Annotated in this window: 21 protein-coding genes and 1 pseudogene; 12 read left to right on the forward strand and 10 right to left on the reverse strand. The window is 67.0% G+C overall.

All coding sequences use genetic code 11. The features are described 5' to 3' along the window. Nucleotides 1-2 precede the first annotated feature (2 nt). Together QFZ65_RS02040 and QFZ65_RS02045 are read right to left on the reverse strand one after the other, a co-directional pair. A complete protein-coding gene (locus QFZ65_RS02040; protein ID WP_306907888.1) occupies nt 3-1,070 on the reverse strand; it encodes an ABC transporter ATP-binding protein in 1,068 nt (355 codons plus the stop codon). 98 nt (nt 1,071-1,168) lie between these two features. Continuing rightward, nucleotides 1,169-2,269: an extracellular solute-binding protein gene (locus QFZ65_RS02045; protein ID WP_306907890.1), complete on the reverse strand. Its 1,101-nt coding sequence runs from the start codon at nt 2,267-2,269 to the stop codon at nt 1,169-1,171. A gap of 254 nt (nt 2,270-2,523) precedes the next feature. Here QFZ65_RS02045 and QFZ65_RS02050 point away from each other — a divergent pair, with 254 nt between their 5' ends. After that, nucleotides 2,524-3,546: an FAD-dependent monooxygenase gene (locus QFZ65_RS02050; protein WP_306907892.1), complete on the forward strand. Its 1,023-nt coding sequence runs from the start codon at nt 2,524-2,526 to the stop codon at nt 3,544-3,546. Here QFZ65_RS02050 and QFZ65_RS02055 read toward each other — a convergent pair. The 3 genes from QFZ65_RS02055 to purB form a co-directional block, all read right to left on the reverse strand. After that, on the reverse strand, nt 3,543-4,046 hold the full coding sequence (locus QFZ65_RS02055; RefSeq protein WP_306907894.1) for a GNAT family N-acetyltransferase: 504 nt from the start codon (nt 4,044-4,046) through the stop codon (nt 3,543-3,545). The two genes, QFZ65_RS02050 and QFZ65_RS02055, sit on opposite strands and share 4 nt — an antisense overlap. Before the next feature lie 94 nt (nt 4,047-4,140). Continuing rightward, nucleotides 4,141-4,812 (reverse strand): histidine phosphatase family protein, encoded by a 672-nt coding sequence (locus tag QFZ65_RS02060; protein ID WP_306907896.1) that lies wholly within the window; start codon nt 4,810-4,812, stop codon nt 4,141-4,143. Beyond that, entirely contained in the window at nt 4,809-6,251 is a 1,443-nt protein-coding gene (gene purB / locus QFZ65_RS02065; protein WP_306907898.1) for an adenylosuccinate lyase, read from the reverse strand. Before purB ends, QFZ65_RS02060 begins: the two co-directional genes overlap by 4 nt. A gap of 146 nt (nt 6,252-6,397) precedes the next feature. On the opposite strand from purB, the gene QFZ65_RS02070 reads away from it, so the two are divergent. Beyond that, nucleotides 6,398-6,751: a hypothetical protein gene (locus QFZ65_RS02070; RefSeq protein WP_306907899.1), complete on the forward strand. Its 354-nt coding sequence runs from the start codon at nt 6,398-6,400 to the stop codon at nt 6,749-6,751. After that, entirely contained in the window at nt 6,751-8,232 is a 1,482-nt protein-coding gene (locus tag QFZ65_RS02075; RefSeq protein WP_306907901.1) for a hypothetical protein, read from the forward strand. The genes QFZ65_RS02070 and QFZ65_RS02075 overlap by 1 nt, the downstream gene beginning before the upstream one ends. 11 nt (nt 8,233-8,243) lie before the next feature. Here QFZ65_RS02075 and QFZ65_RS02080 read toward each other — a convergent pair whose 3' ends face one another. Beyond that, complete coding sequence (locus QFZ65_RS02080) at nt 8,244-8,669, reverse strand: phage holin family protein (protein ID WP_306907902.1); 426 nt, start codon at nt 8,667-8,669, stop codon at nt 8,244-8,246. Nucleotides 8,670-8,729: 60 nt separating this feature from the next. Here QFZ65_RS02080 and QFZ65_RS02085 point away from each other — a divergent pair, with 60 nt between their 5' ends. The 4 genes from QFZ65_RS02085 (at nt 8,730) to QFZ65_RS02100 (ending at nt 13,806) form a co-directional block, all read left to right on the forward strand. Beyond that, on the forward strand, nt 8,730-9,848 hold the full coding sequence (locus QFZ65_RS02085; RefSeq protein ID WP_306907903.1) for a histidinol-phosphate transaminase: 1,119 nt from the start codon (nt 8,730-8,732) through the stop codon (nt 9,846-9,848). Nucleotides 9,849-9,995: 147 nt separating this feature from the next. Continuing rightward, on the forward strand, nt 9,996-11,249 hold the full coding sequence (locus QFZ65_RS02090) for a thiamine pyrophosphate-dependent dehydrogenase E1 component subunit alpha (protein ID WP_306907906.1): 1,254 nt from the start codon (nt 9,996-9,998) through the stop codon (nt 11,247-11,249). After that, the gene (locus QFZ65_RS02095; protein ID WP_306907908.1) at nt 11,249-12,229 is read left to right on the forward strand and encodes an alpha-ketoacid dehydrogenase subunit beta; all 981 of its coding nucleotides are present in this window, start codon (nt 11,249-11,251) and stop codon (nt 12,227-12,229) included. Before QFZ65_RS02090 ends, QFZ65_RS02095 begins: the two co-directional genes overlap by 1 nt. A 71-nt stretch (nt 12,230-12,300) precedes the next feature. Beyond that, nucleotides 12,301-13,806 carry a dihydrolipoamide acetyltransferase family protein gene (locus QFZ65_RS02100; RefSeq protein ID WP_306907909.1) on the forward strand — a complete coding sequence of 502 codons (1,506 nt, stop codon included), beginning with the start codon at nt 12,301-12,303 and terminating at the stop codon, nt 13,804-13,806. Nucleotides 13,807-13,913: 107 nt separating this feature from the next. Here QFZ65_RS02100 and QFZ65_RS02105 read toward each other — a convergent pair whose 3' ends face one another. Continuing rightward, a complete protein-coding gene (locus tag QFZ65_RS02105) occupies nt 13,914-14,249 on the reverse strand; it encodes a hypothetical protein (RefSeq protein ID WP_306907911.1) in 336 nt (111 codons plus the stop codon). A 222-nt stretch (nt 14,250-14,471) separates the two neighbouring features. Between QFZ65_RS02105 and QFZ65_RS02110 the strand changes: the two genes are divergently transcribed. Next, nucleotides 14,472-16,079, forward strand: a complete 1,608-nt coding sequence (locus QFZ65_RS02110; RefSeq protein ID WP_306907913.1) for an AMP-binding protein — start codon at nt 14,472-14,474, stop codon at nt 16,077-16,079. A gap of 11 nt (nt 16,080-16,090) precedes the next feature. Here QFZ65_RS02110 and QFZ65_RS02115 read toward each other — a convergent pair whose 3' ends face one another. The 3 genes from QFZ65_RS02115 to QFZ65_RS02125 all read right to left on the reverse strand — a co-directional run bounded on the left by QFZ65_RS02115 (nt 16,091) and on the right by QFZ65_RS02125 (nt 18,590). Continuing rightward, on the reverse strand, nt 16,091-16,522 hold the full coding sequence (locus QFZ65_RS02115; protein WP_306907915.1) for a universal stress protein: 432 nt from the start codon (nt 16,520-16,522) through the stop codon (nt 16,091-16,093). Nucleotides 16,523-16,578: 56 nt separating this feature from the next. Next, on the reverse strand, nt 16,579-17,871 hold the full coding sequence (locus QFZ65_RS02120) for a PLP-dependent aminotransferase family protein (RefSeq protein ID WP_306907917.1): 1,293 nt from the start codon (nt 17,869-17,871) through the stop codon (nt 16,579-16,581). Between the two features lie 155 nt (nt 17,872-18,026). Continuing rightward, the gene (locus QFZ65_RS02125; protein ID WP_306907919.1) at nt 18,027-18,590 is read right to left on the reverse strand and encodes an NAD(P)H-dependent oxidoreductase; all 564 of its coding nucleotides are present in this window, start codon (nt 18,588-18,590) and stop codon (nt 18,027-18,029) included. A gap of 123 nt (nt 18,591-18,713) precedes the next feature. On the opposite strand from QFZ65_RS02125, the gene QFZ65_RS02130 reads away from it, so the two are divergent. The 4 genes and pseudogenes from QFZ65_RS02130 (at nt 18,714) to QFZ65_RS02145 (ending at nt 23,959) form a co-directional block, all read left to right on the forward strand. After that, nucleotides 18,714-19,331 carry a TetR/AcrR family transcriptional regulator gene (locus QFZ65_RS02130; protein ID WP_306907920.1) on the forward strand — a complete coding sequence of 206 codons (618 nt, stop codon included), beginning with the start codon at nt 18,714-18,716 and terminating at the stop codon, nt 19,329-19,331. Between the two features lie 360 nt (nt 19,332-19,691). After that, nucleotides 19,692-20,679 (forward strand): annotated as a pseudogene (locus QFZ65_RS02135) (ABC transporter permease). A gap of 2 nt (nt 20,680-20,681) precedes the next feature. Further along, a complete protein-coding gene (locus QFZ65_RS02140; RefSeq protein WP_306907924.1) occupies nt 20,682-21,656 on the forward strand; it encodes an ABC transporter permease in 975 nt (324 codons plus the stop codon). Next, on the forward strand, nt 21,653-23,959 hold the full coding sequence (locus tag QFZ65_RS02145) for an ABC transporter ATP-binding protein (protein ID WP_306907926.1): 2,307 nt from the start codon (nt 21,653-21,655) through the stop codon (nt 23,957-23,959). Before QFZ65_RS02140 ends, QFZ65_RS02145 begins: the two co-directional genes overlap by 4 nt. Nucleotides 23,960-23,994 lie beyond the last annotated feature (35 nt).

The following is a 23,994-nucleotide window of genomic DNA, read 5'->3' on the forward strand; positions in this document are numbered from 1 at the left end:
GCTCACGGGCGTGCTGCTTCCTGAAGCCTGCTGCGGAGCGACGCTCCGGTTGCGGGGTCGTACTGGAGGACGTGCGCCGGCTGGACGTAGACCGTCGCCTGGCTGCCCGTGTCGGGGTGGATGCCGCCGTCTTCCTTGACCAGCAGCCGGACGTCGGCGCCGTGGGAGCGCACGACATAGCGGCTGTGCAGCCCGTGGTACGTCTTCGAGACCACGGTGCCCTCCACCGGAACGGCCGTGCCGTTCCTGCCGGAAGGTTCCAGGGACGCTTTTTCCACCCGCAGGTATGAGTTCGCCGCCGTGTCCAGGGCGGAACCCGACAGCCGGTTCAGTTCGGCGATGAACGACGGGGTGAGCCGGGAGCTGTCCCCGATGAAGTTGCAGACGAATTCCGTAGCGGAATGGTCATAGATGCTCTGCGGCGTCCCGACCTGCTCCACCACACCCTTGTTGAAGACCGCGACCCGGTCGCTCATAGCCAGCGCCTCGTCCTGGTCGTGGGTGACGTACACCGTGGTGATGCCGAACTCGGCCTGGAGATCCTTGAGCTGCTGCCGCAGCTGGTGCCTGAGCTTCGCGTCCAGGTTGGACAGGGGTTCGTCGAGCAGCAGGATCTTGGGCTGGAGCACCAGCGCCCGGGCGACGGCGACGCGCTGCTGCTGCCCGCCGGAGAGCTCCGCGACGTTCTTGCGCAACTGGTCCTCGGAGAGGTCCACCCGCTCGGCGATGTCACGGACCAGCCGGTCGGTTTCCGCGGATTTTTCCTTGCGTACCCGCAGGCCGAAGGCAATGTTCTCCGCCACGCTCATGCTGGGGAACAGGGCATAGTTCTGGAACACCATGCCCACCTGCCTCTTGTCGCTTGGAAGCCGGGTGACGGCCTTGCCGTCGACATAAACCTCACCGCTGGTCGGCTCGATGAAGCCGGCCAGGGTGCGCAGCGCCGTCGTCTTCCCGCAGCCGGAGGGGCCCAGGAGCGTGAAGAACTCCCCGGGTTCCACCTCCAGGTTGAGCTCGGGGATGGCGGTGAAATCACCGAAGGTGACCTCGATATTCTCGAAACGGATCATGGCAATGTGTCCTTCTGGCAGCGGTACCGGCGTTGGCAGCGGCGGCGGAAACGGTCGGTTGCAGCCGGCATCGCTGCCGGCTGCAACCAGGGCCGTGCTCAGCTCATGTACTCCAGTTCGATCTTTTCAACCCACTTGCCCATGTTCGCCTGGACGAAGTTCCAGTCGATGTCCTGCTGCTTGAGCGAGTTGAAGAACCCGACAACCTCGGGCTTCGCCTTGGCGGCCGCGGCCTTGTTGACCGGCATGGAGTTGAACTGTTGCGCCCACTCGCCCTGGGTCTGCGCGCTGCCGAACCAGTCGATGAACTTAAGGGCCTCGTCCTTCTTGTCCGTTCCCTTGACCAGGGCCACCTGCTCAATGGCCATGGGGACGCCCACGGAAGGCATCACGGTGTCGACGTCGACCTTGAAGGATTTCTCGCGTTCGGTGATGATCGAGGACGGCATCTGGCCCATGTCGGTGTCGCCGGCGGCGATGCGGGCGAAGAGGTCGGTCTTGGCCACGGCGGGGGTGCCGTTCTTGAAGTACCCCTCGATCTGCTTCCAGCCTTCATCGGAGATGCCAAGATCACCGGCGTCGTCCTTGTAGCGGGTCAGGATGCCGGCGAAGACCAGCTGCGCCGTGGCGGTGCCCAGCCCGGTGACGCGCTCGTAGCGGGACTTGAATTTGTCCTGGGTCCAAAGGTCGGTCCAGTCCTTCGGTGCCTCGTCCTTGGAGAACTTAGCGGTGTTGTAGCCCAGGAGGATCGCCTGCTGCACCAGCGGCCAGTAAGCCTTGCTGTCGCCCTTGTCCCCCTTGGCGGTGTCCACGTCCGCGGACCAGGAGGGGGTGAACGGCTCGATCGCTCCGGCTGCCTTGATCTGCTCGAAGTACATGTTGTTCAAGCCGAACGCGACGTCCGCAATGGGGTTGTTCTTCTCGGCGATCAGCTTGTTGGTGGCGTCGGCGCCGCCGGCGCCGACGATCTCGATCTTGAAACCGGCCTCGGCGGCTTTCTGCGTCAGCCACTCGCCGCGGCCTTCACCGTTGGAGTTCGTGTAGATGATCAGGGTCTCGCCCGAAGGCGGGCCGGAGGGGGCGACGGCGGCGGGGCCTGCCGCCGCGCTGGTGGCGGCGGGAGCGGCGTTGCCCCCTCCACAACCGGCGAGAAGGGTGACGGCGACGACGGCGGCAGCCAGGGTTTTCAGTGTTCGCACAGGTGAGGCTCATTTCTGCAGAGGACCGGCGGGCATTGTCCGCACAGCCTATAGGCGTCGGCGTCGGAACGGGCCGTTTATTGCTATCGATTTGATGAAATTGCCGGCCCACGGCACTTCAGTGTGGTGGAGGCCCGGGAACGGAGGGCGCCCCGGGCTTTAACGCCGGGTGAACATTGCGGTCACGGGTACGGCCGCGACAGGGTCCGCAGGTCCCAGCGTGCGGGCGTGGCCACGGGCCCTAGAATCTGTAGATGGACGCTGTGGCAGTCATAGGCGGCGGGCTCGCGGGGCTGGCACTTGCCGCGGGTCTTGATCCCCGGCGTTTCCGGGTGACGGTCCATGAGCGCCGCGAGGAACTGCCTCCGGTGGAGACGTCGCTTGCCATGTGGCCGGAAGCCCAGCAGGCACTGGACGCGCTGGGCATCCTCCCGGCCGTCCGTGCGGCCGGCTCGCGCTTCGGGGGCATGGCACTCATGGACGGCGCGGGGACGCCCTTCTTTCGCACCCAGGCGCCGGGCGTGATCGGCGTTTCCCGGGCGGACCTCCTCAGCCTCCTGGCCGCCGCGGTGCCCGACTCCGTTGCCAGGGCGTACGGGCAGGTGCGCACACTGCCGGATGCGGGCCTGGTTGTCGGCGCCGACGGCGTGCACAGCAGAGTGCGCCGCGCAGTCTGGGGCAACCGATGCCGCGCGCGCCTGAGCCCCTATGTTGCCTTGCGCGGCGTCATCGCCGAACCGGTGACCCCGGGTACTGGCGGCGAATACTGGGGCAGGGGGCAGCTGTTCGGTATCACACCCGCATCCCAGGGCCGGACCTATTGGTATGCCTCCTACCGTTCGGACCAGGGGCCGGACGGCATCGCGGTGGACGAGGCCCTGGCCATCACGCGGGCCCGGTTCGCCGGTTCCTCCGCCGTTATCGGAAGTGTGCTGGCCGCGGCGACATCCGCGCAGACGCTTGCCCAGCGGATCTGGACCGCGCCGCCACTGCGGCGCTACGCACGGGAGGGTGCAGTGCTGGTGGGGGATGCGGCGCACGCCATGATGCCCAATCTGGGGCGGGGCGCCTGCGAGGCGCTCATCGATGCTGTCACGCTCGCGGAGTTGCTGAACTCCCGGCCGCTCCCTGACGCCCTGCAGGCGTACAGCAGGCGGAGGTGGCTGCGCAGCCAAGGGTTGCGCGTGGCCTCGTCCGCCATGGCCCGGCTGGCGCTCGCGGAGCGGGCCCAACCGCTGCGCGATGGGTTGCTCAGGCTGGCCGGATGGGGCCGTTAGGCCATCGCGGTGTGTGCAGCGCTGTGCGAATCAATGGCCTTGGCGTAACAGAACGAGTGCTCCGCTCCGACGTAGGGTCCGAAGTTGGGCACCGGCTGGAAACCGGAATTCTCGTAAAAATGGCGGCCGTCGAGCTGGGCCGAGCCGGCCTCCGCGGTGATCGACGTGATCCCGAGGGCATGCGCGTGCGCTTCAAGCGCCGCCAGGATGGAACTGGCCACCCCGGAACCGCGCGTGTAAGGGAGCACGTACAGCCGCTTGATCTCCGCGGTCTGCTTGTCGAGGATCCGAAGGCCGCCGCAGCCGACCGGCTGGCCGGATGCTTTGTCGTGCGCGACGAGGAAGACTGCCGTATCGGCTTCCGACGGCGGTGGCCCGGGCTCGTGGTCACTTGTCCCGAACCTGGCGTCCAGCTCCGCCTGCTGGGCCGCGCGCAGGTCCGCGCCCACGGGGTTGGCCCAGGTGACCTGCCTGATGTTGAGCCGCGGGTTGGTCTGCATCGTTGCCTCGATTCGCCGAAGTATTATGCAGACCAAGCCTAGGCAGCACCCGTTTCGGCTGTGTTTCCTGCGCGTAAGGCTTCGGAGAACTCGGCTAGAGGGTGCGGCCCGTGGGGTCCTCCGCAGTCGGGTCCGCAAGGGCAAGGCCGCCCACCGGGCTGCCGTCCCAGTGGACAAGCTGCCAGCCGGCGTCCGGATCCCCTTCGACAGCCACGATTCCGGTGTTGGCCAACACGTGCCGGGCCGCGAAGTCGGCCTCCACATTGGCGGCGCGCAGCCCGGTCCAGACCCGGATGGCTGCGCCGTGGCTGACCACGGCCGCCGTCGCGGAATTCCCCGATCCCTCCGCGTCAGCGGCGATCCGGGCGATTGAGGCGTCGAAGCGCTCGAAGAAGTCGTGGCCGCTGGGTCCCGCTGGCATCCGCCGGTCCAGTTCGCCGGCCGACCACGAAAACACCGTGGTGAGGTAGCGCAGGTGCGATTCCCGGTCGGTGAGCTTTTCCAGCGACCCCGCCTCAATCTCCCGCAGCCCTTCGAGCACCTCGACGTCGAGACCCCGAGCGGCCGCCAGCGGCGCGGCGGTGACCTGTGTGCGGGTCAGGGTGGAGGCATAGAGAAGGTCGATTTCCTCATTCGCCAGGGACCGCGCCAGGGCGGCGGCCTGCCGCTCTCCGAGTTCAGTCAGTCCGGGACCGGGATGAGCGGTATCCAGCTGGCCCAGGACGTTACCCGGGGTCTCTCCGTGGCGGATGAACAGCAGCCTCATTTGAGGTGGTCCACCAGCTTGTCCGCGATGCCGGTGTACTTTCCGGGTGTGAGCGCCAGCAGCCGCGCTTCGGCGTCGGGGGAGAGGCCGAGGCTCTGGACGAACTCCTGCATCCGGGCGGCGTCGACGCGCTGGCCGCGGGTGAGGTCCTTGAGCCGCTCGTAGGGGTTCTCCATGCCTTCGACTCCGGCGATCGCCTCGGCGCGCATCACCATCTGGATTGCCTCGCCAAGGACTTCCCAGTTGGTGTCCAGGTCTCCGGCCAGCACGTCCTCGGCGACATCGAGGCGGTCCAGGCCCTTTGCAACGTTGGAAATGGCCAGCAGCGAGTGCCCGAAGGCCACGCCGATGTTGCGCTGCGAGGAGGAGTCGGTGAGGTCCCGCTGCCAGCGGGAGGTGACCAGGGTGGAGCCCAGGACATCGAGCAGCCCGGAGGAGATCTCCAGGTTCGCTTCTGCGTTCTCAAAACGGATCGGGTTGACCTTGTGCGGCATGGTCGAGGATCCGGTGGCGCCCGCCACCGGGATCTGCGCGAAATAACCGATCGAGATGTAGCTCCAGATGTCGGTGCAGATGTTGTGCAGGATCCGGTTGAAGCGTGCAACGTCGGCGTACAGTTCCGCCTGCCAGTCGTGGCTTTCGATCTGCGTGGTCAGCGGATTCCACGTCAGGCCCAGCCCTTCGACAAAGGACTTGGACACTTGCTGCCAGTCGGCGCCGGGGGCGGACGCGACATGGGCCGCGTACGTACCCGTGGCACCGTTGATCTTACCGAGGTACTCGGTCCTGGCGATGCGGTCCAGTTGGCGCGTCAGCCGGTGCGCGAACACGGCCAGTTCCTTGCCGAGGGTGGTGGGGGTGGCGGGCTGGCCGTGGGTGCGCGAAAGCATCGGCACCGCCCGGTTGTCCTCGGCCATGGCGCTGATCTGCGCGACGAGGTTCCGGGCGGCGGGCAGCCAGGCGTCCTCGACGGCGCCCTTGACGCCGAGGGCGTAGGAGAGGTTGTTGATGTCCTCGGAGGTGCAGCCGAAGTGCACCAAGGCGGTCAGGTGTTCGATCCCGATGCCGGCGAGGCGGCGGCCGATGTAGTACTCGACGGCCTTCACGTCGTGCACCGTGACGGCTTCGATGTCGGCAAGTTCGCGGACGGAGTCGGCGTCGAACTCTGTGACGATGGCGCGCAGCTGCCCCTGCTGCTCGGCGGTCAGCGGTCCGGCGCCGGGCAGGACATTGTTGCTGGTCAGGTGGATAAGCCATTCCACTTCCACGGCCACCCGGTCACGGTTGAGGGCCGCCTCAGACAGGTAATCGACCAGCGGCCCGACGGCCGACTGGTACCGGCCGTCCAGCGGGCCGAGCGCGATCTGGGGTGAAGACGCGGCGAGGGCCAGGCGTCCGGACGGCGTGCGGATATCAGCTGTGGCGGCAGTTTCAGGCATGAGCCGATTCTTTCATGAAGTGGCACCATGCCTTAAGTGCGGAGATCCGTATGACTTAGCCGGGTCGGTCAACGGTCAGGCCGGGGTTGTCCACATAGGCGCTGAGGCAGCTTCAGCGCTTCGTCCGAAACCCATAACGTCGGGTCATGACCATGGGAATGGCTGGTGCGGTTACGGGCAAAATTGCGGGCACACCTACCGGTACAGGAGCCGGCACTCTGACGGCTGCCGATGCGGAGGCGTGTGCCTCGCGCAGCTACGAGGTCCAGCTGCTCGCCGGCCGGCTGACTGCCTGCGCCGACCAGGCGGATGCCCTGTTGTCCCAGCTGGCCCGGCTGGAGCTGCAGGGCTGGCAGTCGCCCGCCGGGCGCGCCTACCGGACGGCGCTGTCGCTGCAGGCGGCTTCGCTGCGCCGCAGCCGGGATGCCCTGCAGGACGCTGCCGCGACTGTGCTCGGGCACGCCCGGAACGTGGCGCTTTCCGGTCCCTGGGGCCCCTGATGGCCGAGGCAGCCCCGGCCGGTTCCGGCGGCGTGCCGCGGCCCTCCCCTCCCGCGGACGACGGAATGCTCCGGATCCGCGGCGGCCTGGGCGGACTCAGCTTCCAGTTCGAGGAGCTGCTGGCCGGAGCCGCGGCACTTGACGGGCTTGCGCGGGAGCTCGCCTCCCTTGAGATCGAGGCCGACGCCGTGCGGCGGGCCTTGTTCCCCTACCAGGCCGACTGCTACTCCAGCGGCACGAACGCCATCATCGCTGCCGGCGAGGGTTCCCGCGCCGTGGGGCGGGTCCGGGGCGAGCTTGAGGGGCTCTGCCGGAATGTCAGGGCAAGCCACCGGGAATACGAGTTCACCGAGGCCCGGAACAGCCTCCTCCTGCAGATTGGCCGGTGGGGCCCAACTTACGGGCCGCTGTGGGGCCTGTTCGGCATGCCATCGCTCGCAGCCCGCGACGTTGTGGAGGATGAGGTCTCCCGGCTGTCGGGCAATCTGGCGCTCTTGCTCGGTGTGCCGGCAGCCGCCGCTGCGGGGCCGGGGGAACCCGGCGGTCCTCCGGGCGTCCGGGAGGTCATTCGGGGGCTGGGTGTGGCGACGGGACACGAGGTGCTGCGGCCGAGGCCGGTCCGGATCGTCAGCTCGGAAACGAGGGAGGAACACGTGGACACCTCCCCAGCGGGGCTGCTTTCCCGGGCCGGCGCCACAGGCACCACAGCAGGACAGATTGAGGTCCTGCGGCTCGACGGAGGCAGCCGGCCGGCCTGGGTGGTGGTCATTCCCGGGACTCAACTGGACGGCGCGGCCGCCGGCACCAACCCCTTTGACGCCGGCGGCATCGCGGAGGGGCTGGGGTACGGCTCGGAGGAGACGACGGCGGCCATCCGGCAGGCCCTGCACAGGGCCGGAGCGGAAGCGGGGCAGCCCCTCGCTGCCGTCGGCTACAGCCAGGGCGGGATCCACGCCATGAACCTGAGCCAGGACAAGGCCTTTCTGGCGGAATTCGATCTGCAGTTCGTCTTGACGGCAGGTTCACCCGTGGGCGGCATCACGCCGGAGCCGGGGATCAGCAGCCTGCACCTGGAGCACGAGCAGGACTGGGTGCCAGGGGCCGACGGCGTGGCCAGCCCGGACACGAGGGACCGGGTGACGGTGACGCTGACCAACGCGCTGGAGGTCCCGCCGTTGGCTGACTTCGGTCTGGGTCCCGGGCACCGGCTCGGCAACTACACCGCGGGAGCGGAAGCCGTCGCCGGCAGCCAGGATCTGTCCCTGCGGACCTCCACCGCGGCCCTTGCAGCGCTCGTGGGCGCCGGCGGCGCCGCTACGGTTACCCGCTTTACGCTCCGCCGTGACGTGCCGGCCCCGCACTCCGCCAACCGCAGGCCGGACGCTCCGGGTTCCCCGTCGGACCGGAACCCGGACACAAAGCCAAGCGGGAAACGAAGCGGGAAGCCGGCCGGGAATCAGCCCCGCAGGGCCGAGGTCTGACCGTGGCCCGTTCAGCGCCTGCTGGCGCCGGTCAGCCGGCCTGCCACGAGGGAGATCACCGTGATGATGATGGCCGCCAGCACGGCTGTCCAGAAGGAATCGATGGTGAAGTGCACGGGCGTGTGGCCGCTTAGCCACGACGTCAGGTAGAGCATCGCCGCATTGATGACAACAGTGAACAGGCCCAGCGTCACAATGGTCAGCGGCAGCGACAGAAGGCTGACGACAGGCTTGACGAGCGCGTTGACCACGCCGAAGATCAAACCGATGAACAGATACGCCAGGACAACGCCGATGACGTCTGTCCCCTGCGTGACCCCGCTGTTCCCCACCGCGGCAGTGGTGGCCGCCGTGGAAACATCCAGGCCGGGGAGGAGCCAGCTCGCGATTCCCAGGGCCAGCCCGTTGATGATGACCCGAACAAGAAATGAGCGCATGGGCCCATGCTGTCATAAGTATCACCGGCGGCAGCAGGGGCGCGAAGTAGGCTAGTGGCCATGAGTTCATCAGAAAATCCGGCCGGGGGCGTCCGGCCCCGCCCGGCAGTAGACCTTCTGCCCCGCTATGCGGCCGGAAAACCGCCGGTCCCCGTCGAGGGCCTGGTCAGCTACAAGCTTTCCTCCAACGAAAACCCCCTGCCTCCGATTCCTGCGGTGCAGCAGGCCATCGCGGCCCAGACCGACTTCAACCGCTACCCGGACCCGCTGAGCAGCAAGCTGCGCGGCGCGCTCGCCGGGTTCCTCGACGTGCCGGCCGAGGACATCGTCACCGGCGCCGGAAGCCTCGGTGCGCTGAACCAGCTGCTGGCCACCTTCGCCGGACAGAACGACGACGGCAAGCCGGATGAGGTCATCTACGCCTGGCGCTCCTTCGAGGCATACCCGATCTGCGTCGGGCTCGCCGGAGCGGAAAGCGTCCAGATCCCGCTCACCCCGGACGGGCGCCACGATCTGGAGGCCATGGCGGCCGCGGTGACGGCCCGGACCAGGATGATCCTGCTCTGCACGCCCAATAACCCCACAGGGCCCGTCCTGACGTCGGCGGAAACAGAGCGCTTCATCCAGACCGTACCCTCGGACATCGTCGTGGTTATCGATGAGGCCTACCAGGAATTCGTCCGGGCGGAAGACGCCGTGGATGGTATCGACATGTACCGCAAGTACCCGAACGTCGTCGTGCTCCGGACTTTTTCCAAGGCCCACGGCCTGGCCGGGCTGCGGGTCGGGTACAGCGTTTCCAATCCCGACCTCACCCAGCACCTGCGGGTCACCGCCACGCCCTTTGCGGTTTCGCAGATAGCCGAAGTCGCCGCCGTCACCTCGCTGCAGCATCTCGACGAGGTTGTAGAAAGGGTACAAAGCCTGGTGGATGAACGCGACCGCGTCACCGCCGGACTCCGGGAGCTGGGCTGGTTCGTCCCGGAAGCGCAGGGCAACTTTGTGTGGCTCAACCTCGGCGCTGACAGTGCGGAGTTCGCCGCTCTTGCGGGGGAGCGGGCACTCTCGGTACGAGCCTTCGGGAACGAGGGCGTCCGGGTCAGTATCGGAGAGGCCGAGGCCAATACCCGTTTTCTGGAACTCTGTGCGATCTATACAAAGCCGCCACAGCGTTCCTAGCGCTTAACATGACGGCCGCAGGCACGTGCCTACGGATAAAGTAAGGACGAGTAAGCCATATATATGCCGAGCCCAGAATGTATTCCGGATGATGCATATATCCCAGCGATTGCGGCGCCTTGCGAGGCGGCAAGCAAAGGAGACGGTATGGGCGCCACACATCTGCCTGCTACCGAGTTCGACGGAACCGGCGTGGATGACCAGCGCGAGGCGGAGGCCGAAGCCCTGCTGGGCGGCCCGGCCGAACCCATGGTGCAGCTGTTGGCGCCCGACGGGACCCTTGGCACGGACCCGGTGTTTTCGGAGTACGCGCAGCGCCTGGACGCGGAAAAGCTGCGCGGTTTCTATGCGGACATGGCAAAGATCCGGCGCTTTGATGTGGAAGCCACCGCTCTTCAGCGCCAGGGCCAGCTTGCGTTATGGGTTCCTCTGACCGGCCAGGAAGCGGCTCAGATCGGGTCCGGGCGGGCAAGCCAGCCGCAGGATTACATCTTCCCCACCTACCGGGAGCATGGCGTCGCCCTGACGCGCAACGTCGACCTGGCGGAGCTCCTGCGCCAGTTCCGCGGCGTCTCCAACGGCGGCTGGAACCCGAAGGACACGAACTTCCACCTCTACACGCTGGTCCTTGCCGCGCAGACCCCGCATGCCGTCGGCTACGCGATGGGCATCCAGCGGGACCAGAAGCTTGCGGCGCGGGCCGCGGAGGCTGACGGAGCCGCGGGCGTGCCCGCCGAGCCGAAGGCCGCCGTCGTGGTCTATTTCGGTGACGGCGCCAGTTCTGAGGGCGATGTCCACGAGTCCATGGTGTTCGCCTCGTCCTACAACGCGCCGGTGGTGTTCTTCTGCCAGAACAACCACTGGGCCATCTCGGTGCCGAGCTCGGTGCAGACGCGTATTCCGCTGTCCAACCGCGCCAAGGGTTACGGTTTCCCGGGAATCCGGGTCGACGGCAATGACGTGATTGCCGTGCATGCCGTGACGGAGTGGGCGCTTGAACGGGCCCGCGAGGGCAAGGGCCCGGTGCTGATCGAAGCGTTCACCTACCGCGTAGGGGCGCACACCACTGCGGATGACCCCACCAAGTACCGGGAGTCCGCCGAGGAAGGCCTGTGGCGGGCCAAGGACCCGCTCGAGCGCCTGGAGAAGTACCTCCGGACCGAAGGGCTGGCGGATGACGCCTTCTTCGACCGGGTCAGGGCCGACGGTGATGAACTGGCCGCCTACGTCCGCAAGACCACCCATGACCTCGAGACCCCGGACATCCGGACCGCCTTCGCCAATACGTATGTGGAGGCGCACCCGCTGGTGGCTGAGGAGCTGGCCTGGTTCGAGGAGTACAGTGCCGGATTCGCTGAGGAAGCGGGCCCCGCCGACGCGGAGACAGGGGATGCACGCTGATGACCACCATGACCATAGCCAAGGCCATCAACGAGGGCCTGCGCGCCACCTTGGGCGGCAATCCGCGGTCGCTGCTCATGGGCGAGGACATCGGCGCCCTCGGCGGTGTCTACCGGGTCAGCGACGGCCTCCTTGCCGAGTTCGGCGCCGACCGTGTGGTGGACACGCCGCTCGCCGAGTCCGGCATCATCGGAACGGCGATCGGGCTGTCCCTGCGCGGCTACCTTCCCGTCTGCGAGATCCAGTTCGACGGTTTCGTCTTTCCCGGCTTCAACCAGATCACCACGCAGCTGGCCAAGATGCATTCGCGCAGCAATGGCAACCTGACCGTGCCGGTCGTCATCCGGATCCCCTACGGCGGCGGCATCGGGTCCATCGAGCACCACTCCGAGTCACCGGAGGCGCTGTTCGCCCACACCGCCGGCCTGCGCATCATCACGCCGTCCAACCCGCACGACGCATACTGGATGATCCAGCAGGCCGTCGACTGCCAGGACCCCGTGATCGTCTTCGAACCGAAGCGCCGCTACTGGCTCAAGGGTGAGGTGGACATGGAATCCCCCGGGGCGTCCGCCGACCCGTTCAAGGCGCACGTGCTGCGGGAGGGAACGGATGCCACCGTTGTGGTCTACGGGCCGCTGGTTCCCGTGGCCCTCGCCGCCGCCAACGCCGCCGCCGAGGACGGTCACAGCGTCGAGGTCATTGACCTGCGCTCCATTTCTCCGATCGACTTCGATACCGTCACGGCGTCGGTGCAGAAGACGGGCCGGCTGATCGTCGCCCACGAAGCACCGACCTTCGGCGGCATCGGCGGGGAAATCGCGGCCCGGATCAGCGAGCGGGCCTTCCACTCGCTGGAGGCGCCGGTCATCAGGGTGGGCGGCTTTCACATGCCCTACCCCGTGGCCAAGGTTGAGGAAGACTACCTGCCGGATATCGACCGCATCCTCGAGGCTCTCGAGCGCGCCCTTTCCTACTGAAAACGTATTCCTGATCCGCGTCCCGTGCTGATCCGCACATGTACGGGACGCCATCTCCAACCAAGGACACCATGACTGTTCACAAGTTCAACCTCCCCGACGTGGGCGAAGGGCTGACCGAGGCCGAAATCGTCTCCTGGAAGGTCCGGGCCGGAGACACGGTGGCTGTCAACGACGTCATCTGCGAGATTGAGACCGCCAAGTCGCTGGTGGAGCTTCCCTCCCCGTTTGCCGGGACGGTCACCGAACTGTTGGTCCCCGAGGGCGTGACTGTCGACGTCGGAACGCCGATCATCAGCGTCAACGACGCGTCGTCCGCCGACGCAGCTGCCCCGGCGGCTGCCCCTGTCCCTGCCGCCGCCCCTGCGGGGGCGCCGGTTCTGGAACAGCCCCTGTACGGAAAGTTGGAGGCCGACAGCACCGACGCCGGCGAGCCGGCCGGCCGGCCAGCCGGCGGACCGCTGGTAGGGTCCGGGCCGAAGGCCGACGCCGCGAAGCGCCGCCGCCGGCTGTCCGCCGCCGCTCCGGCGGCCAAGCCGGCACCTCCGACACCCCCGGCACCCCCGGCAGCCATGCAGGGCCCCGTGGTCGCGTCCGCCACCCCGGCGGAGTGCGACGTTCCGGCCGAAGGGGCCGACCTGCGGCCCACCCTGGGCGGCGCCATCACGGGACTCGTCAACCGGGTCCTCGCCAAGCCGCCCGTCCGCAAGATAGCGCGCGATCTGGGCATCGACCTGGCCGACGTCGTGCCGACCGGGGCCCGCGGCGAAGTGACCCGCGAGGACCTGGTGAGTTACCAGGCCCAGCGGGACGCCGAGCTGGACCAGGCCGACAGCTTCTGGGGCAAGACCGGCCGCCCGCAGGACCAGCGCATCGAACGGATCCCGGTCAAGGGCGTCCGCAAGGCCACCGCCAAGGCCATGGTCGAGTCGGCCTTCGCGGCCCCGCACGTGAGCATCTTCGTCGACGTCGACGCGAGCCGCACCATGGAATTCGTGAAGCGGCTCAAGGCCTCCCGCGACTTCGAAGGCATCAAGGTCTCGCCGCTGCTGATTCTCGCCAAAGCCGTCATCTGGGCGGCTGCCCGCAACCCGAGCGTCAACGCCACCTGGGTGGACAATCCGGACGGCAGCGATTCGGCTGAAATCCACGTCAAGCACTTCCTGAACCTCGGCATCGCGGCCGCGACGCCCCGCGGCCTCATGGTGCCCAACATCAAGAACGCCCAGGACCTCTCGCTCAAGCAGCTGGCTCTGGCCCTGAACGAGCTCGCCACCACAGCACGGGCCGGCAAGACCCAGCCGGCCCAGATGCAAGGAGGCACCCTCACCATCACCAACATCGGAGCCCTGGGCATCGATACCGGCACGCCGATCATCAACCCGGGCGAGGTCGCCATCGTGGCCTTCGGCACCATCAAGCAGAAGCCCTGGGTCCTGGACGGTGAAGTGATCCCGCGCTGGATCACCACCCTGGGCGGCTCGTTCGACCACCGGGTAGTGGACGGGGACCTCTCGGCCCGCTTCATGGCCGACGTCGCTTCCATTCTGGAAGAACCGGCGCTGCTGCTGGACTGACGCGATACACAAAACCCCGCCGCGGAGCAATTCAATGCTCCGCGACGGGGTTTTCGGGACCTGGTGTTTGGGACCGGGATTTTCGGATCGGGTTTATGGGCGCGGGCTCAACTGGCGGCGTAGGTCAGCATCTGGATCATGGCCGGGTCGCCGGCGAGCTCCGCGAGGCCGATGGCGGCAGCGAACAGAACGCCCGCGAACGCTGTCGTGCAGGCGGTGGCCACGGTAAGGAACTTCCAGTCCTCCCGCAGGACGCTGCGCAAGGTATCGGGCATTGAGCGCCCCGGCGCGATCAGGTTGGGGGCGCTGTCGGTGGAACCGTCATCCAGGAGCGCGACGACGCGGCCCGCGCTGCGGTCGACGCGCATGGTGCAGATGTGGTTGCCGTGCCGGGCCAGGAGGATGTCGTGGCCGACGAGCTGGCGTCGCTGAAGGGTGCGCAAGGGGTTCTCCCGGATTGGTGCTGTTCGGATGTCCGCACCATTGGGGGCTTCCTCAATTTTACCGGCCGCTGCCCGGCGGACCCGGCGTTTTTCCCGTGAGGCTGGGCACCACGGGGGGTGATGCCGGTCAAAAAGGTGCCTTGCTGTCCCGACCGTGCCGGTGGCATTAGAGTGGCACCAGCCGCCGCCCGCCGGGCGGACGCGGATCAAAGGAGATGTTGCGTGTTCTCGAGCCCGTTCCCCGATGTGGACATTCCGAACGTCAGCATCTACGAGTACCTCTTCGGTGGCCTCCAGGACGACGACCTGGACCGGATCGCCGTCGTCGACGGTTCCAGCGGCGCGGAAACCACCTACCGGGCCCTTCTCGGGCAGATCGATGCCCTGGCCGGTGGCGTCGCGGCCCAGGGACTCGGAGTGGGCACGGTGGCGGCCATCCTCTGCCCCAACATCCCGGTCTTCGCCGTCGCCTTCCATGGCCTGCTGCGCGCCGGCGCCACGGTGACCACCGTGAACTCGCTCTACACGGCGGACGAGATTGCGTTGCAGCTGGACGACGCCGGCGCCGAGTGGCTGTTTACCGTGTCGGCCCTGCTGCCCTGCGCCCGGGAGGCGGCGTTGAGGGCAGGAATCCCGGCCGCACGGCTGGTGGTGCTCGACGGCGCCGAGGGCCACCCCTCGCTGCAGGACCTGCTTGCAGCGGCGGCCCCGGCCCCGGCGATCACTTTTAATCCCGCGGAGCACGTGGCCGTGCTGCCCTATTCCTCCGGCACCACCGGCCGCCCGAAAGGCGTCCGCCTCAGCCACCGGAACCTCGTCGCGAACGTTGAGCAGTCCCGCGGCCTGCTGAACGTGGCCGCGGACGACCGGCTCCTGGCCCTGCTGCCTTTCTTCCACATCTACGGGCTGACGGTGCTGCTCAACCTGGCGCTGCGGCAGCGCGCCCGGCTGGTCACCATGCCCAGGTTCGAGCTGTCGGAGTTCCTCCGGATGATCCAGCAGCACCGGTGCAGCTACCTCTTCATCGCCCCACCCGTCGCCGTCGCGCTGTCAAAGCATCCGCTCGTGGCTGACTACGACCTCAGTTCCGTGCACACCACCCTCTCCGGCGCCGCGCCGCTCGACGGTGAACTCGGTGCCAGCCTCGCCAGGCGCCTCGGCTGCCGGGTGCTGCAGGGTTACGGCATGACGGAGATGAGCCCTGTCTCGCACCTGATCCCGGTGGACGCCACGGACGTTCCGGTCAGCTCGGTGGGCTTCACCGTGCCCAACATGGAGTGCCGGCTCGTGGACCCGGCAACGGGGGAGGAAATCGAGCTTCCCGCCGCGGGCACCAGCGAGCCGGGACACCTGCTCTGCCGCGGGCCGAACGTCATGCTCGGCTACCTGAACCGGCCCGACGAAACGGCGGCCACGCTCGACTCCGACGGCTTCCTGCGGACCGGGGACATCGCGACGGTGCGGGCCGACGGCGTCGTCACCATTGTGGACCGGCTCAAGGAGCTCATCAAGTACAAGGGTTACCAGATAGCACCTGCGGAACTGGAGGCGCTGCTGCTCACGCACCCCGGCATCGCCGACGCCGCCGTGATCGGAACCCTCGACGCCGACGGCCAGGAGGTGCCCATGGCGTTTGTGGTCCGACAGCCCGGAGAGGCCGGCGAGGGACTCGACGAGGGCGCCGTGATCGACTTTGTGGCAGCCAGGGTGGCGCCGTTCAAGAAGGTCCGCCGCGTCGAGTTCATCGCCGCCGTGCCGAAGTCCTCCTCGGGCAAGATCCTGCGACGGATGCTGAAGACGGCCGAACCGGCCGGCAGCGGGAAGGCCTGAGGCCCGGTCCCCTAGTCCTCGACGTCGGTCTTCGCGATGTAGACGTCGCAGGGGGCGTTGTGCGCCACGCTGTTCGCAACGCTCCCCAGCACCCTTCCGAGGCCGCGCATCCGCCGGTTGCCGACCACGATCATGCGGGCACCGGAACGCTCGGCCTCGTTGATCAGGGCTTCGGCAGGCTTGCCGCGGGCCGCCGTGTGGGTGATCTTGAGGTCCGGTGTGCGGAGGGCATCCGCGACATTCCTGGCCACCTGCTCCGCCGCTCCGGCGTCGGAGATGATCCACTGGTCACTGCCGCTGCCGAAGACCTCGGTCCTGTCGCTGTCAAAGGCGCTGACCACGTGGAGGGTCGCGCCGAGTGTCGCAGCAAGGTCCTTCGCGGTGCGCGCAGCCCGGAGGGCCGTTTCGCTGCCATCCACGCCGACAACAATAATTCCGCTCATAAAACTACTCCTTGGGTCAACGATCGTCTTCGGTCTTGGACCAGTGATGCTTCAGGCTACAACGCCCCGACCGCTTCCTGCAGGATTGGTGCCAGCCGGCGCACGCCCTCACGGATGGCTTCCGGCGGTACCGCACTGAACGCCAGGCGGATCTTGTTGGACGGTTCGTCGGAGTGGGAAAAGGCCGCTCCGGGAATGAAGACCACGCCGGCGTCGATCGCCTTCTGCAGCAACGGGTAAGTGTCAACACCCTCGGGCAGCGTGACCCAGACGAAGAAGCCGCCCTCCGGGTGAGTCCAGCCCAGGCCCTCCGGCATGAACTCCTCGAGGGCCGCGAGCATCGCATCCCTTCGTTCCTTGTAGAGCCCGCGGTAAATGTCGATCTGGCCCCGCCAGTCGTAGTCGCGCAGGTAGGCGGAGACGAGCATCTGGTTCAGCGTCGGAGGGCAGAGAGTCACGGCCTCGGAGGCCAGGTAGTAGCGGCGCTGCAGATGGGCCGGGACCAGGGCCCAGCCGATCCGGAGGCCCGGGGCGAAGATCTTGGAGAAGGATCCCATGTAAATCACGTCGTCGGGGTTGGCGGCCCGCAGCGGCGCCAACGGCTTGCCGTCGAAGCGGAGCAGGCCGTACGGGTTGTCCTCCAGGACCAGGATGTTGGCTTTGCGGCAGAGATCAACAACCTCTTGCCGGCGGTGTTGCGCCAGGGTGATTCCCGAGGGGTTGTTGAAGTTGGGAATCGTATAGAGGAACTTGATGTTCTTGCCCGCCGTCTGCAGCGCGGCGATCTTCGCCTCGAGCAGATCCGGGATGATGCCGTCCTCGTCCATCGGGACGGTGGCGACCTCCACCTGGTACGCCTCGAAAGTGTTCAGGGCGCCGACGTAGGTGGGATCCTCGACCAGAACCACATCCCCCGGGTTGCAGAACACCTTGGTCGCGACGTCCTGGGCGGACTGGGAACCGGCCGTGATGACGACGTTTTCCGGCCTGGCGTCCAGGATCCCCTCGGCCTCCATGACCTCGCAGATCTGGGCCCGGAGTTCCGGGGTGCCCTGCCCTCCGCCGTACTGCAGGGCGGTCATTCCCTCCTCGGCGATGATCTTGGCGGCGGTCTGCCCCAGCCGTTCCAGCGGGAGGGACTGCAGGTACGGACTTCCGCCCGCCAGGGACACGAGTCCGGGCCGCAGGGAGAGGTCAAAGACATCCCGGACTGCGGACTGCTTGATGTTTGCTGCGCGCTCCGAGAAAAGCTCCTCGTGGCGGTGGGCGGACGTCGCCGCTCGTTCGATTGCGTCAATAGCCTCGGCCGGAAGTACTGCTGCGGCGGCATCAAGTGTTTCGTTGGTCACGCTGCCCAGAATACAACCGCTGTTGCTGGTAAGTAAACGTTTGTTCACTGCGCAAATGGTCGGCGGAGCAGGACGCCGGGGACAGTTGAGTGGATGCGCAAACGCCCCCGGCAGCCTGTAGCTGCGCGGGGGCGCTTGGGTGCTTTGGGGCCGGGTTAGGCTGCGGAAGCCGTGCTCGAGACTTCCAGCGCCTCGAAGACGCCCTTGATCTGCTCCACGATTTCGGCGTCCTCCTTCGGATGGACCTCGGCGAAGCGCACCATGGAGCCCGGAACGGCGAGCTTTACGTCCTCCAGGACGTGGGCGCCGGCAATGCCGGCGGCCTTGCGGGCCTCGTCCTGTGCCCACACGCCGCCGAACTGTCCGAAGGCGGTGCCGACGACGGCGGTCGGCTTGCCGCTGAGGGCACCGGCGCCGAACGGGCGGGACAGCCAGTCGATCGCGTTCTTCAGTGTGGCGGGCATGGTGCCGTTGTACTCCGGGGTGACGAGCAGCAGGGTGTCGGCGTCGTTCGCGGCAGCACGCAGTGCGGCTGCAGCGGCCGGGACCTGGCCCTCGACGTCAATGTCCTCGTTGTAGAAGGGGATGTTGCCGAGGCCTTCGTGGATGACAACCTCCACCTGCTCCGGGGCGTTCAGCTGGATGGCCTCGGCAAGCTTCTGGTTCGTGGAATCGGCGCGGAGGCTGCCGACCAGGGTGAGGACGGTGTTCTTGGACATGTGAACTCCTGGGATTCGCGCCGCAGTCTTCCTGCGGCTGACTGGTCATGGAGGCTGTTCGGCCTTCAAGGTTATAAACGGACTGGGGTCCGCTTATTATTCCCCGGGGCTACACTGGGCGCTGTGAGCTTAATCCCAATGCGTGGTGCCCAGCACGGCGGGCTCCCTGTCGCGGCATCCGAACGAAGGGATGCCGCCCGGAACCGCGGGCTGCTGCTGCAGGCGGCACGGGAACTGATTGACGAACACGGCGTTGACGCGCTCACCATGGCTGTGCTCGCCGAGCGTGCCGGGGTCGGTAAGGGCACCGTGTTCCGGCGCTTCGGAAGCCGTGCAGGTCTCATGGTCGCTCTGCTGAGCGACGCTGAGGCGGACTTTCAAGGGCAGTTCATGTTCGGGCCGCCGCCCCTGGGCCCCGGGGCCCCGCCGCTGGAGCGGCTGGTGGCCTTCGGCGTCGAACGGATCTCCTGGGTGCTGGAGTACGGGGACCTGGCGCGGGCCGCCGGGGTCTCGGCCTACAACCGCTTTGACGTTCCGGCCGCCGTCCTTTGCCACCGGCACGTCGATATGCTGCTGCGCCAAGCCGGGGTCACGGCCGATCCGTGGCTCATGGCCGGCTCGCTGGGCGCCACCCTTGAACCCGAACGCCTGCTGTACGCCGTGCGGGTACACGGGATCGCCGCGGAGCGCCTTGCCCTGTCCTGGAGCGAGCTTGTTTCGCGCGTGGTCCGGGCGGCGTAGAATAGCTCAAATTTCCCGGCATGGCCAGCTGACCGAGCAGGGCGCATTCTCCATAACAATCTGGTGGTGGACCTGCGGTTCTGCCCCAAATGGGCCCGAGGCGGCGCTTTGCATGTGGTAGTTTGCTCTGGAATGTGACCCGCAGCATAGTCCCACCAGGACGTGCCGAAAGGTGTGCAGACAGGCCAAACACCATGGCCTTGATCCGGATCAGCAGCAGAAACCCGCTGCTGGAAGGGGACTACGGAAGGATCAACGTTGTGAACCTCGCTACGACTCCGGCGCTCAGGCCGGCCGTCGCCCGCCGCCTTGCATCGTCCGGTCCTGCACAGACAACGGCGACTCGGAACTAGCGGCACAATGCTCCGGTACTTGGCAAAACGTGCCGTCATCTACGTTTTCATGATTTTCCTGACCACATCGGCAGGGTACTTCCTGGCGGTCAGCACCCTGCAGCCGGCACTGCTGGAACAGGGAGCGCATCCCCCGCCCGACGCCCGAGCAGGTGGTCAATTCCTTCCGGCTTAAGGGCCTTGATCCGACCCTGAGCCCGTGGGAGCGGTACGTGGACTGGCTGACCGGGATTGTCACCCGTTGGGACTGGGGACGGAGCCCCAATGGCGCCTTCATCAATGCCGAGTTCGGTGACCGGGTCTGGATCTCAACCCGGCTTTTCCTGGCCTCCATCATCCTGACGCTCATTATCGGCGTCGCCCTCGGGGTGTACACAGCGGCGAGGCAGTACAAGGCCTCGGACCGCGTCATCACCTCCTACAGCTACCTCGTGTACATCGTGCCGGCGCCGATCGCGTACTTCTTGGTCCAATTGGGCGCCATCAACATCAACGAGACCGTGGGCGAGCGGATATTCTTTGTCACCGGCATCTCCACCCCGGGCCTGGCCGGAGACGGTTGGGTCCAGTTCGTCGACATGCTCGCCCACTATGCTGTGCCCACGTTCGCGATCACGATCGTGGGCTGGGGGACTTACCAGATCGCCCAGCGCCAGTACCTGCTGGACAATGTCAACGCCGACTTTGTCCGCACGGCCCGGGCGAAGGGACTGACCCGCAACCAGGCCATCACGCGCCACGCCCTGCGGGTTTCCTTCATTCCGGTGGCACAGAGCATCGCGTTCACCGTTCCGGCCATTTTCGCCGGCGGCTTCTTCGCGGAGAAAATCTTCGCCTGGCACGGCGTCGGCTCGTGGTCCATCGATTCCATTGCATTGCAGGACGTCAACGCCGCCACGGCGACCCTGGCCTACGGCTCGGTGATCTTCGCGATCGGCGCCATCCTCGCGGACTTCGCCACCACGCTTGTCGACCCCAGAGTGCGGGTGCAGTAACCATGACGAACCTGAACGCCATCGATCCCGCCGCCGTCGCCACCGAAGCGAAAATCGAGAACAGCGACGTGGTGATCGGCAAGTCCACCATCATCCTGCGCCGCTTCCTGCGCAACAAGACGGCCGTCGCGGGCCTCGGGATCTTCCTTGGCCTGACGCTCTTCTCCTTCATCGGCGGTGCGTTCTCCAGCTGGACCAAGGAGACCATCGACCCGTTCAATATCGGCATGCCGCCGTCGGCAGAGCATCTGCTGGGCACCTCCCAGGCCGGAATCGACCTCTATGCCCTGACGGTGGAAGGGACTCGGATCTCGATCCTGATCGGCCTCGTCGTCGGGCTCGTCTCCGTTCTGATCGCGGCCGTCTACGGCTGCACCATGGCCTACTTCGGCGGAAAAATCGACAAGGTCATGCTGTTCATCCTCGAAGCGCTCATCATGATGCCCGCCCTGCTGGTGGTCGCCGTGGCGACGAGCGGCGGCGGCAAGGGACTGCAGCAGAACCTTCCCAGCTGGCTGCTGCTGATCATCGTCCTGCTGGTCTTCAGCTGGATGGGCACGGCCCGCCTGATCCGCTCCCTCTCGATGTCCCTCATGCAGCGCGACTTCATCAGGGCTGCCCAGTACATGGGCATCCCGGCGCGGCGCATCGTCTGGCGCCACCTCGTCCCCAACATCGGCTCGCTGCTGGTCCTGGACATCACCCGCGGCGTAACCGGCGCCATTCTGGCGGAGGTGGCGTTCTCCTTCATCGGCATCGGCATCAAGGTTCCGGACGTAAGCCTGGGCGTCCTGATCGGCCAGGCCACCTCGCAGGTCTCCACCTTCCCGTGGATGTTCTGGGTGCCCCTGGTTGTGATGTTCCTGCTGACCGGGTCACTGGCCATGATGAATGACGGCCTCCGGGACGCATTCGACCCCACCTCCAGTTCCGTTGGCCGCGCCAACAGGGGCAGTGCGAAGAAGAAGAACAAATGAGCTTCGAAGTCACCGCGAATACCGCGTCCACCGGCACGAACGCTGCCGAGCGGCTGCATGTGGCCGGGCTGCATTCGCCTGGTGATGCCCCGGCGGATGCCGTCCTGTCCGTCCGGGACCTGAACGTCCGCTTCAACACGGAGAACGGCGTGGTGCACGCGGTCCGCGGCGTTGATTTCGACCTGCTCCCCGGAAAGACGCTCGGGATCGTGGGCGAATCCGGCTCCGGTAAATCGGTCGCGTCCTTGGCCATCATGGGCCTGCTGCCCCCGACGGCGCAGGTAACCGGCTCGGTCCGGCTCAAGGGGAAGGAACTGCTGGGCCTCAGCGACAAGGCGATGTGCGCCTTCCGCGGCAATGACATCGCCATGGTCTTCCAGGACCCCCTGTCGTCCCTGACCCCGGTCTATACGGTCGGAACGCAGATCGTCGAGGCGCTCACGGTGCACAATCCCGCCATGAGCAAGCAGGCCAAAGAAGCCCGCGCCGTCGAGCTGCTTGCCATGGTCGGCATTCCCAGCCCGAAGGACCGGCTGAGGGCCTTCCCGCACGAGTTTTCCGGCGGCATGCGCCAGCGCGTCATGATCGCCATCGCGATCGCCAACAATCCGCGGGTGCTCATCGCCGATGAACCCACGACGGCGCTCGACGTCACCATCCAGGCGCAGGTGCTGGAGGTGCTGCACACCGCGCAGGAGGAAACCGGCGCCGCCGTCGTGATGATCACCCACGACCTTGGTGTGGTCGCCGGCATGGCGGACGACATCATGGTCATGTATGCGGGCAAGCCGGTGGAGACCGGCACTGTGGATGAGATCTACTACAACCCGCGGATGCCATACACCATGGGTCTGCTGGGCGCCGTGCCGCGCGTGGATAAGGCGGAAAAATCCTCACTGGTGCCGATCGAGGGCATTCCACCGAACCTGATCCACACCCCTACCGGGTGCTCGTTCGCCCCGCGGTGCCCGCTTGCCAGCGACGCCTGCCTGAAAGGCGAGCCGGAGCTTTTGCCCGTCGGCGGCACGGGCGGCGGCACCGGCGACGGCACGCGCGGCAGCATGGGCGGGAGCGGCGGCATGGATCACAGGGCCGCGTGCATCAAGTCCGGATTGCTCGGCGGCGAGGCGGACGTCCACGAAATCTTCCGGGCCCCTGCCGTTCCGGTCTCACCCTTTGACGCGATTCCCCGTACCGAGCGCAAGGCGGTCCTCGAGCTGAGGGACGTGAAGAAGCATTTCCCGCTGATGAAGGGCGCCCTGATCAAACGGCGGATCGGCACGGTGAAGGCCGTGGACGGCGTGAGCTTCGATATCCGCGAGGGGGAGTGCTTCTCGATCGTCGGCGAATCCGGCTGCGGAAAGACCACCACGCTGCTCGAAATCATGGAATTCCGCAAGGACCAGGACGGCGAGGTGAGGATCGGCGGGCTCAGCAACAAGGAAGCCTCCGATGCCCGTGCCCGCAGCGCCATGCGCAAGCAGCTCCAGATGGTGTTCCAGGACCCCACCGGAGCCCTCGACCCGCGGTTCACCGTGTACGAGGTGCTGGCCGAACCGCTGGAGAACGCCGGGATGGCCAAGGCTGACATCCGGAACCGGATCCTGGAGCTGATGGCGCTCGTGGGGCTGCAGCCGGACCACGTGAACCGTTTCCCCAACCAGTTCTCCGGCGGGCAGCGCCAGCGCATCGGCATTGCCCGGGCCCTGGCCGTAAACCCCCGGCTGGTGGTGCTGGACGAGCCGGTGTCCGCCCTTGATGTGTCCGTGCAGGCCGGCGTCATCAACCTCCTGGACCAGCTCCGCGCCGAGCTCGGGCTGAGCTACCTGATGGTGGCGCACGACCTGTCCGTGGTGCGGCACATCTCCAACCGCGTCGCGGTGATGTATCTGGGCAAGATCGTGGAGATCGGGGACGTGGACAGGGTCTTCGACAACCCGCGCCACCCCTACACGCGCGCACTGCTCTCCGCAATCCCTGTCCCGGATCCGCACCTGGAGCGCACCCGGCAGCGCATCATCCTGCAGGGGGACCTGCCGTCGCCGCTCGACGCGCCCAAGGGCTGCAACTTCGCCTCCCGGTGCCCCGTCTTCGCCGCGCTGCCGCCGGCGAAGCAGGAAAAGTGCCTGACGGTCGAGCCGCCACTGGAACCGGCTGCCCCGAAGGGGGACGGGACGGCGGGCGTGCCGGCGGCACCCGGCTCCCCGGAACCCGGGCCCGGATCCCCGGACCAGCAATTCGCCTGCTTCTATCCCGACGGCGAGCTGGACGAAGACATGCTTGTCGTCCATGAATCCGCCTGACTCACCGGTCCACAGACACATCACACCTCGCAGAA

The organism is Arthrobacter sp. B3I9, assembly GCF_030816935.1.
Classification (GTDB): Bacteria; Actinomycetota; Actinomycetes; order Actinomycetales; family Micrococcaceae; genus Arthrobacter.

Coding starts and splice junctions, on each gene's coding strand:
- QFZ65_RS02040 (WP_306907888.1), bottom strand. CDS start 1,070: ATGATCCGTTTCGAGAATATCGAGGTCACCTTCGGTGATTTCACCGCC.
- QFZ65_RS02050 (WP_306907892.1), top strand. CDS start 2,524: ATGGACGCTGTGGCAGTCATAGGCGGCGGGCTCGCGGGGCTGGCACTT.
- QFZ65_RS02055 (WP_306907894.1), bottom strand. CDS start 4,046: ATGCAGACCAACCCGCGGCTCAACATCAGGCAGGTCACCTGGGCCAAC.
- QFZ65_RS02060 (WP_306907896.1), bottom strand. CDS start 4,812: ATGAGGCTGCTGTTCATCCGCCACGGAGAGACCCCGGGTAACGTCCTG.
- purB (WP_306907898.1), bottom strand. CDS start 6,251: ATGCCTGAAACTGCCGCCACAGCTGATATCCGCACGCCGTCCGGACGC.
- QFZ65_RS02070 (WP_306907899.1), top strand. CDS start 6,398: ATGACCATGGGAATGGCTGGTGCGGTTACGGGCAAAATTGCGGGCACA.
- QFZ65_RS02075 (WP_306907901.1), top strand. CDS start 6,751: ATGGCCGAGGCAGCCCCGGCCGGTTCCGGCGGCGTGCCGCGGCCCTCC.
- QFZ65_RS02080 (WP_306907902.1), bottom strand. CDS start 8,669: ATGCGCTCATTTCTTGTTCGGGTCATCATCAACGGGCTGGCCCTGGGA.
- QFZ65_RS02085 (WP_306907903.1), top strand. CDS start 8,730: ATGAGTTCATCAGAAAATCCGGCCGGGGGCGTCCGGCCCCGCCCGGCA.
- QFZ65_RS02090 (WP_306907906.1), top strand. CDS start 9,996: ATGGGCGCCACACATCTGCCTGCTACCGAGTTCGACGGAACCGGCGTG.
- QFZ65_RS02095 (WP_306907908.1), top strand. CDS start 11,249: ATGACCACCATGACCATAGCCAAGGCCATCAACGAGGGCCTGCGCGCC.
- QFZ65_RS02100 (WP_306907909.1), top strand. CDS start 12,301: ATGACTGTTCACAAGTTCAACCTCCCCGACGTGGGCGAAGGGCTGACC.
- QFZ65_RS02115 (WP_306907915.1), bottom strand. CDS start 16,522: ATGAGCGGAATTATTGTTGTCGGCGTGGATGGCAGCGAAACGGCCCTC.
- QFZ65_RS02125 (WP_306907919.1), bottom strand. CDS start 18,590: ATGTCCAAGAACACCGTCCTCACCCTGGTCGGCAGCCTCCGCGCCGAT.
- QFZ65_RS02140 (WP_306907924.1), top strand. CDS start 20,682: ATGACGAACCTGAACGCCATCGATCCCGCCGCCGTCGCCACCGAAGCG.
- QFZ65_RS02145 (WP_306907926.1), top strand. CDS start 21,653: ATGAGCTTCGAAGTCACCGCGAATACCGCGTCCACCGGCACGAACGCT.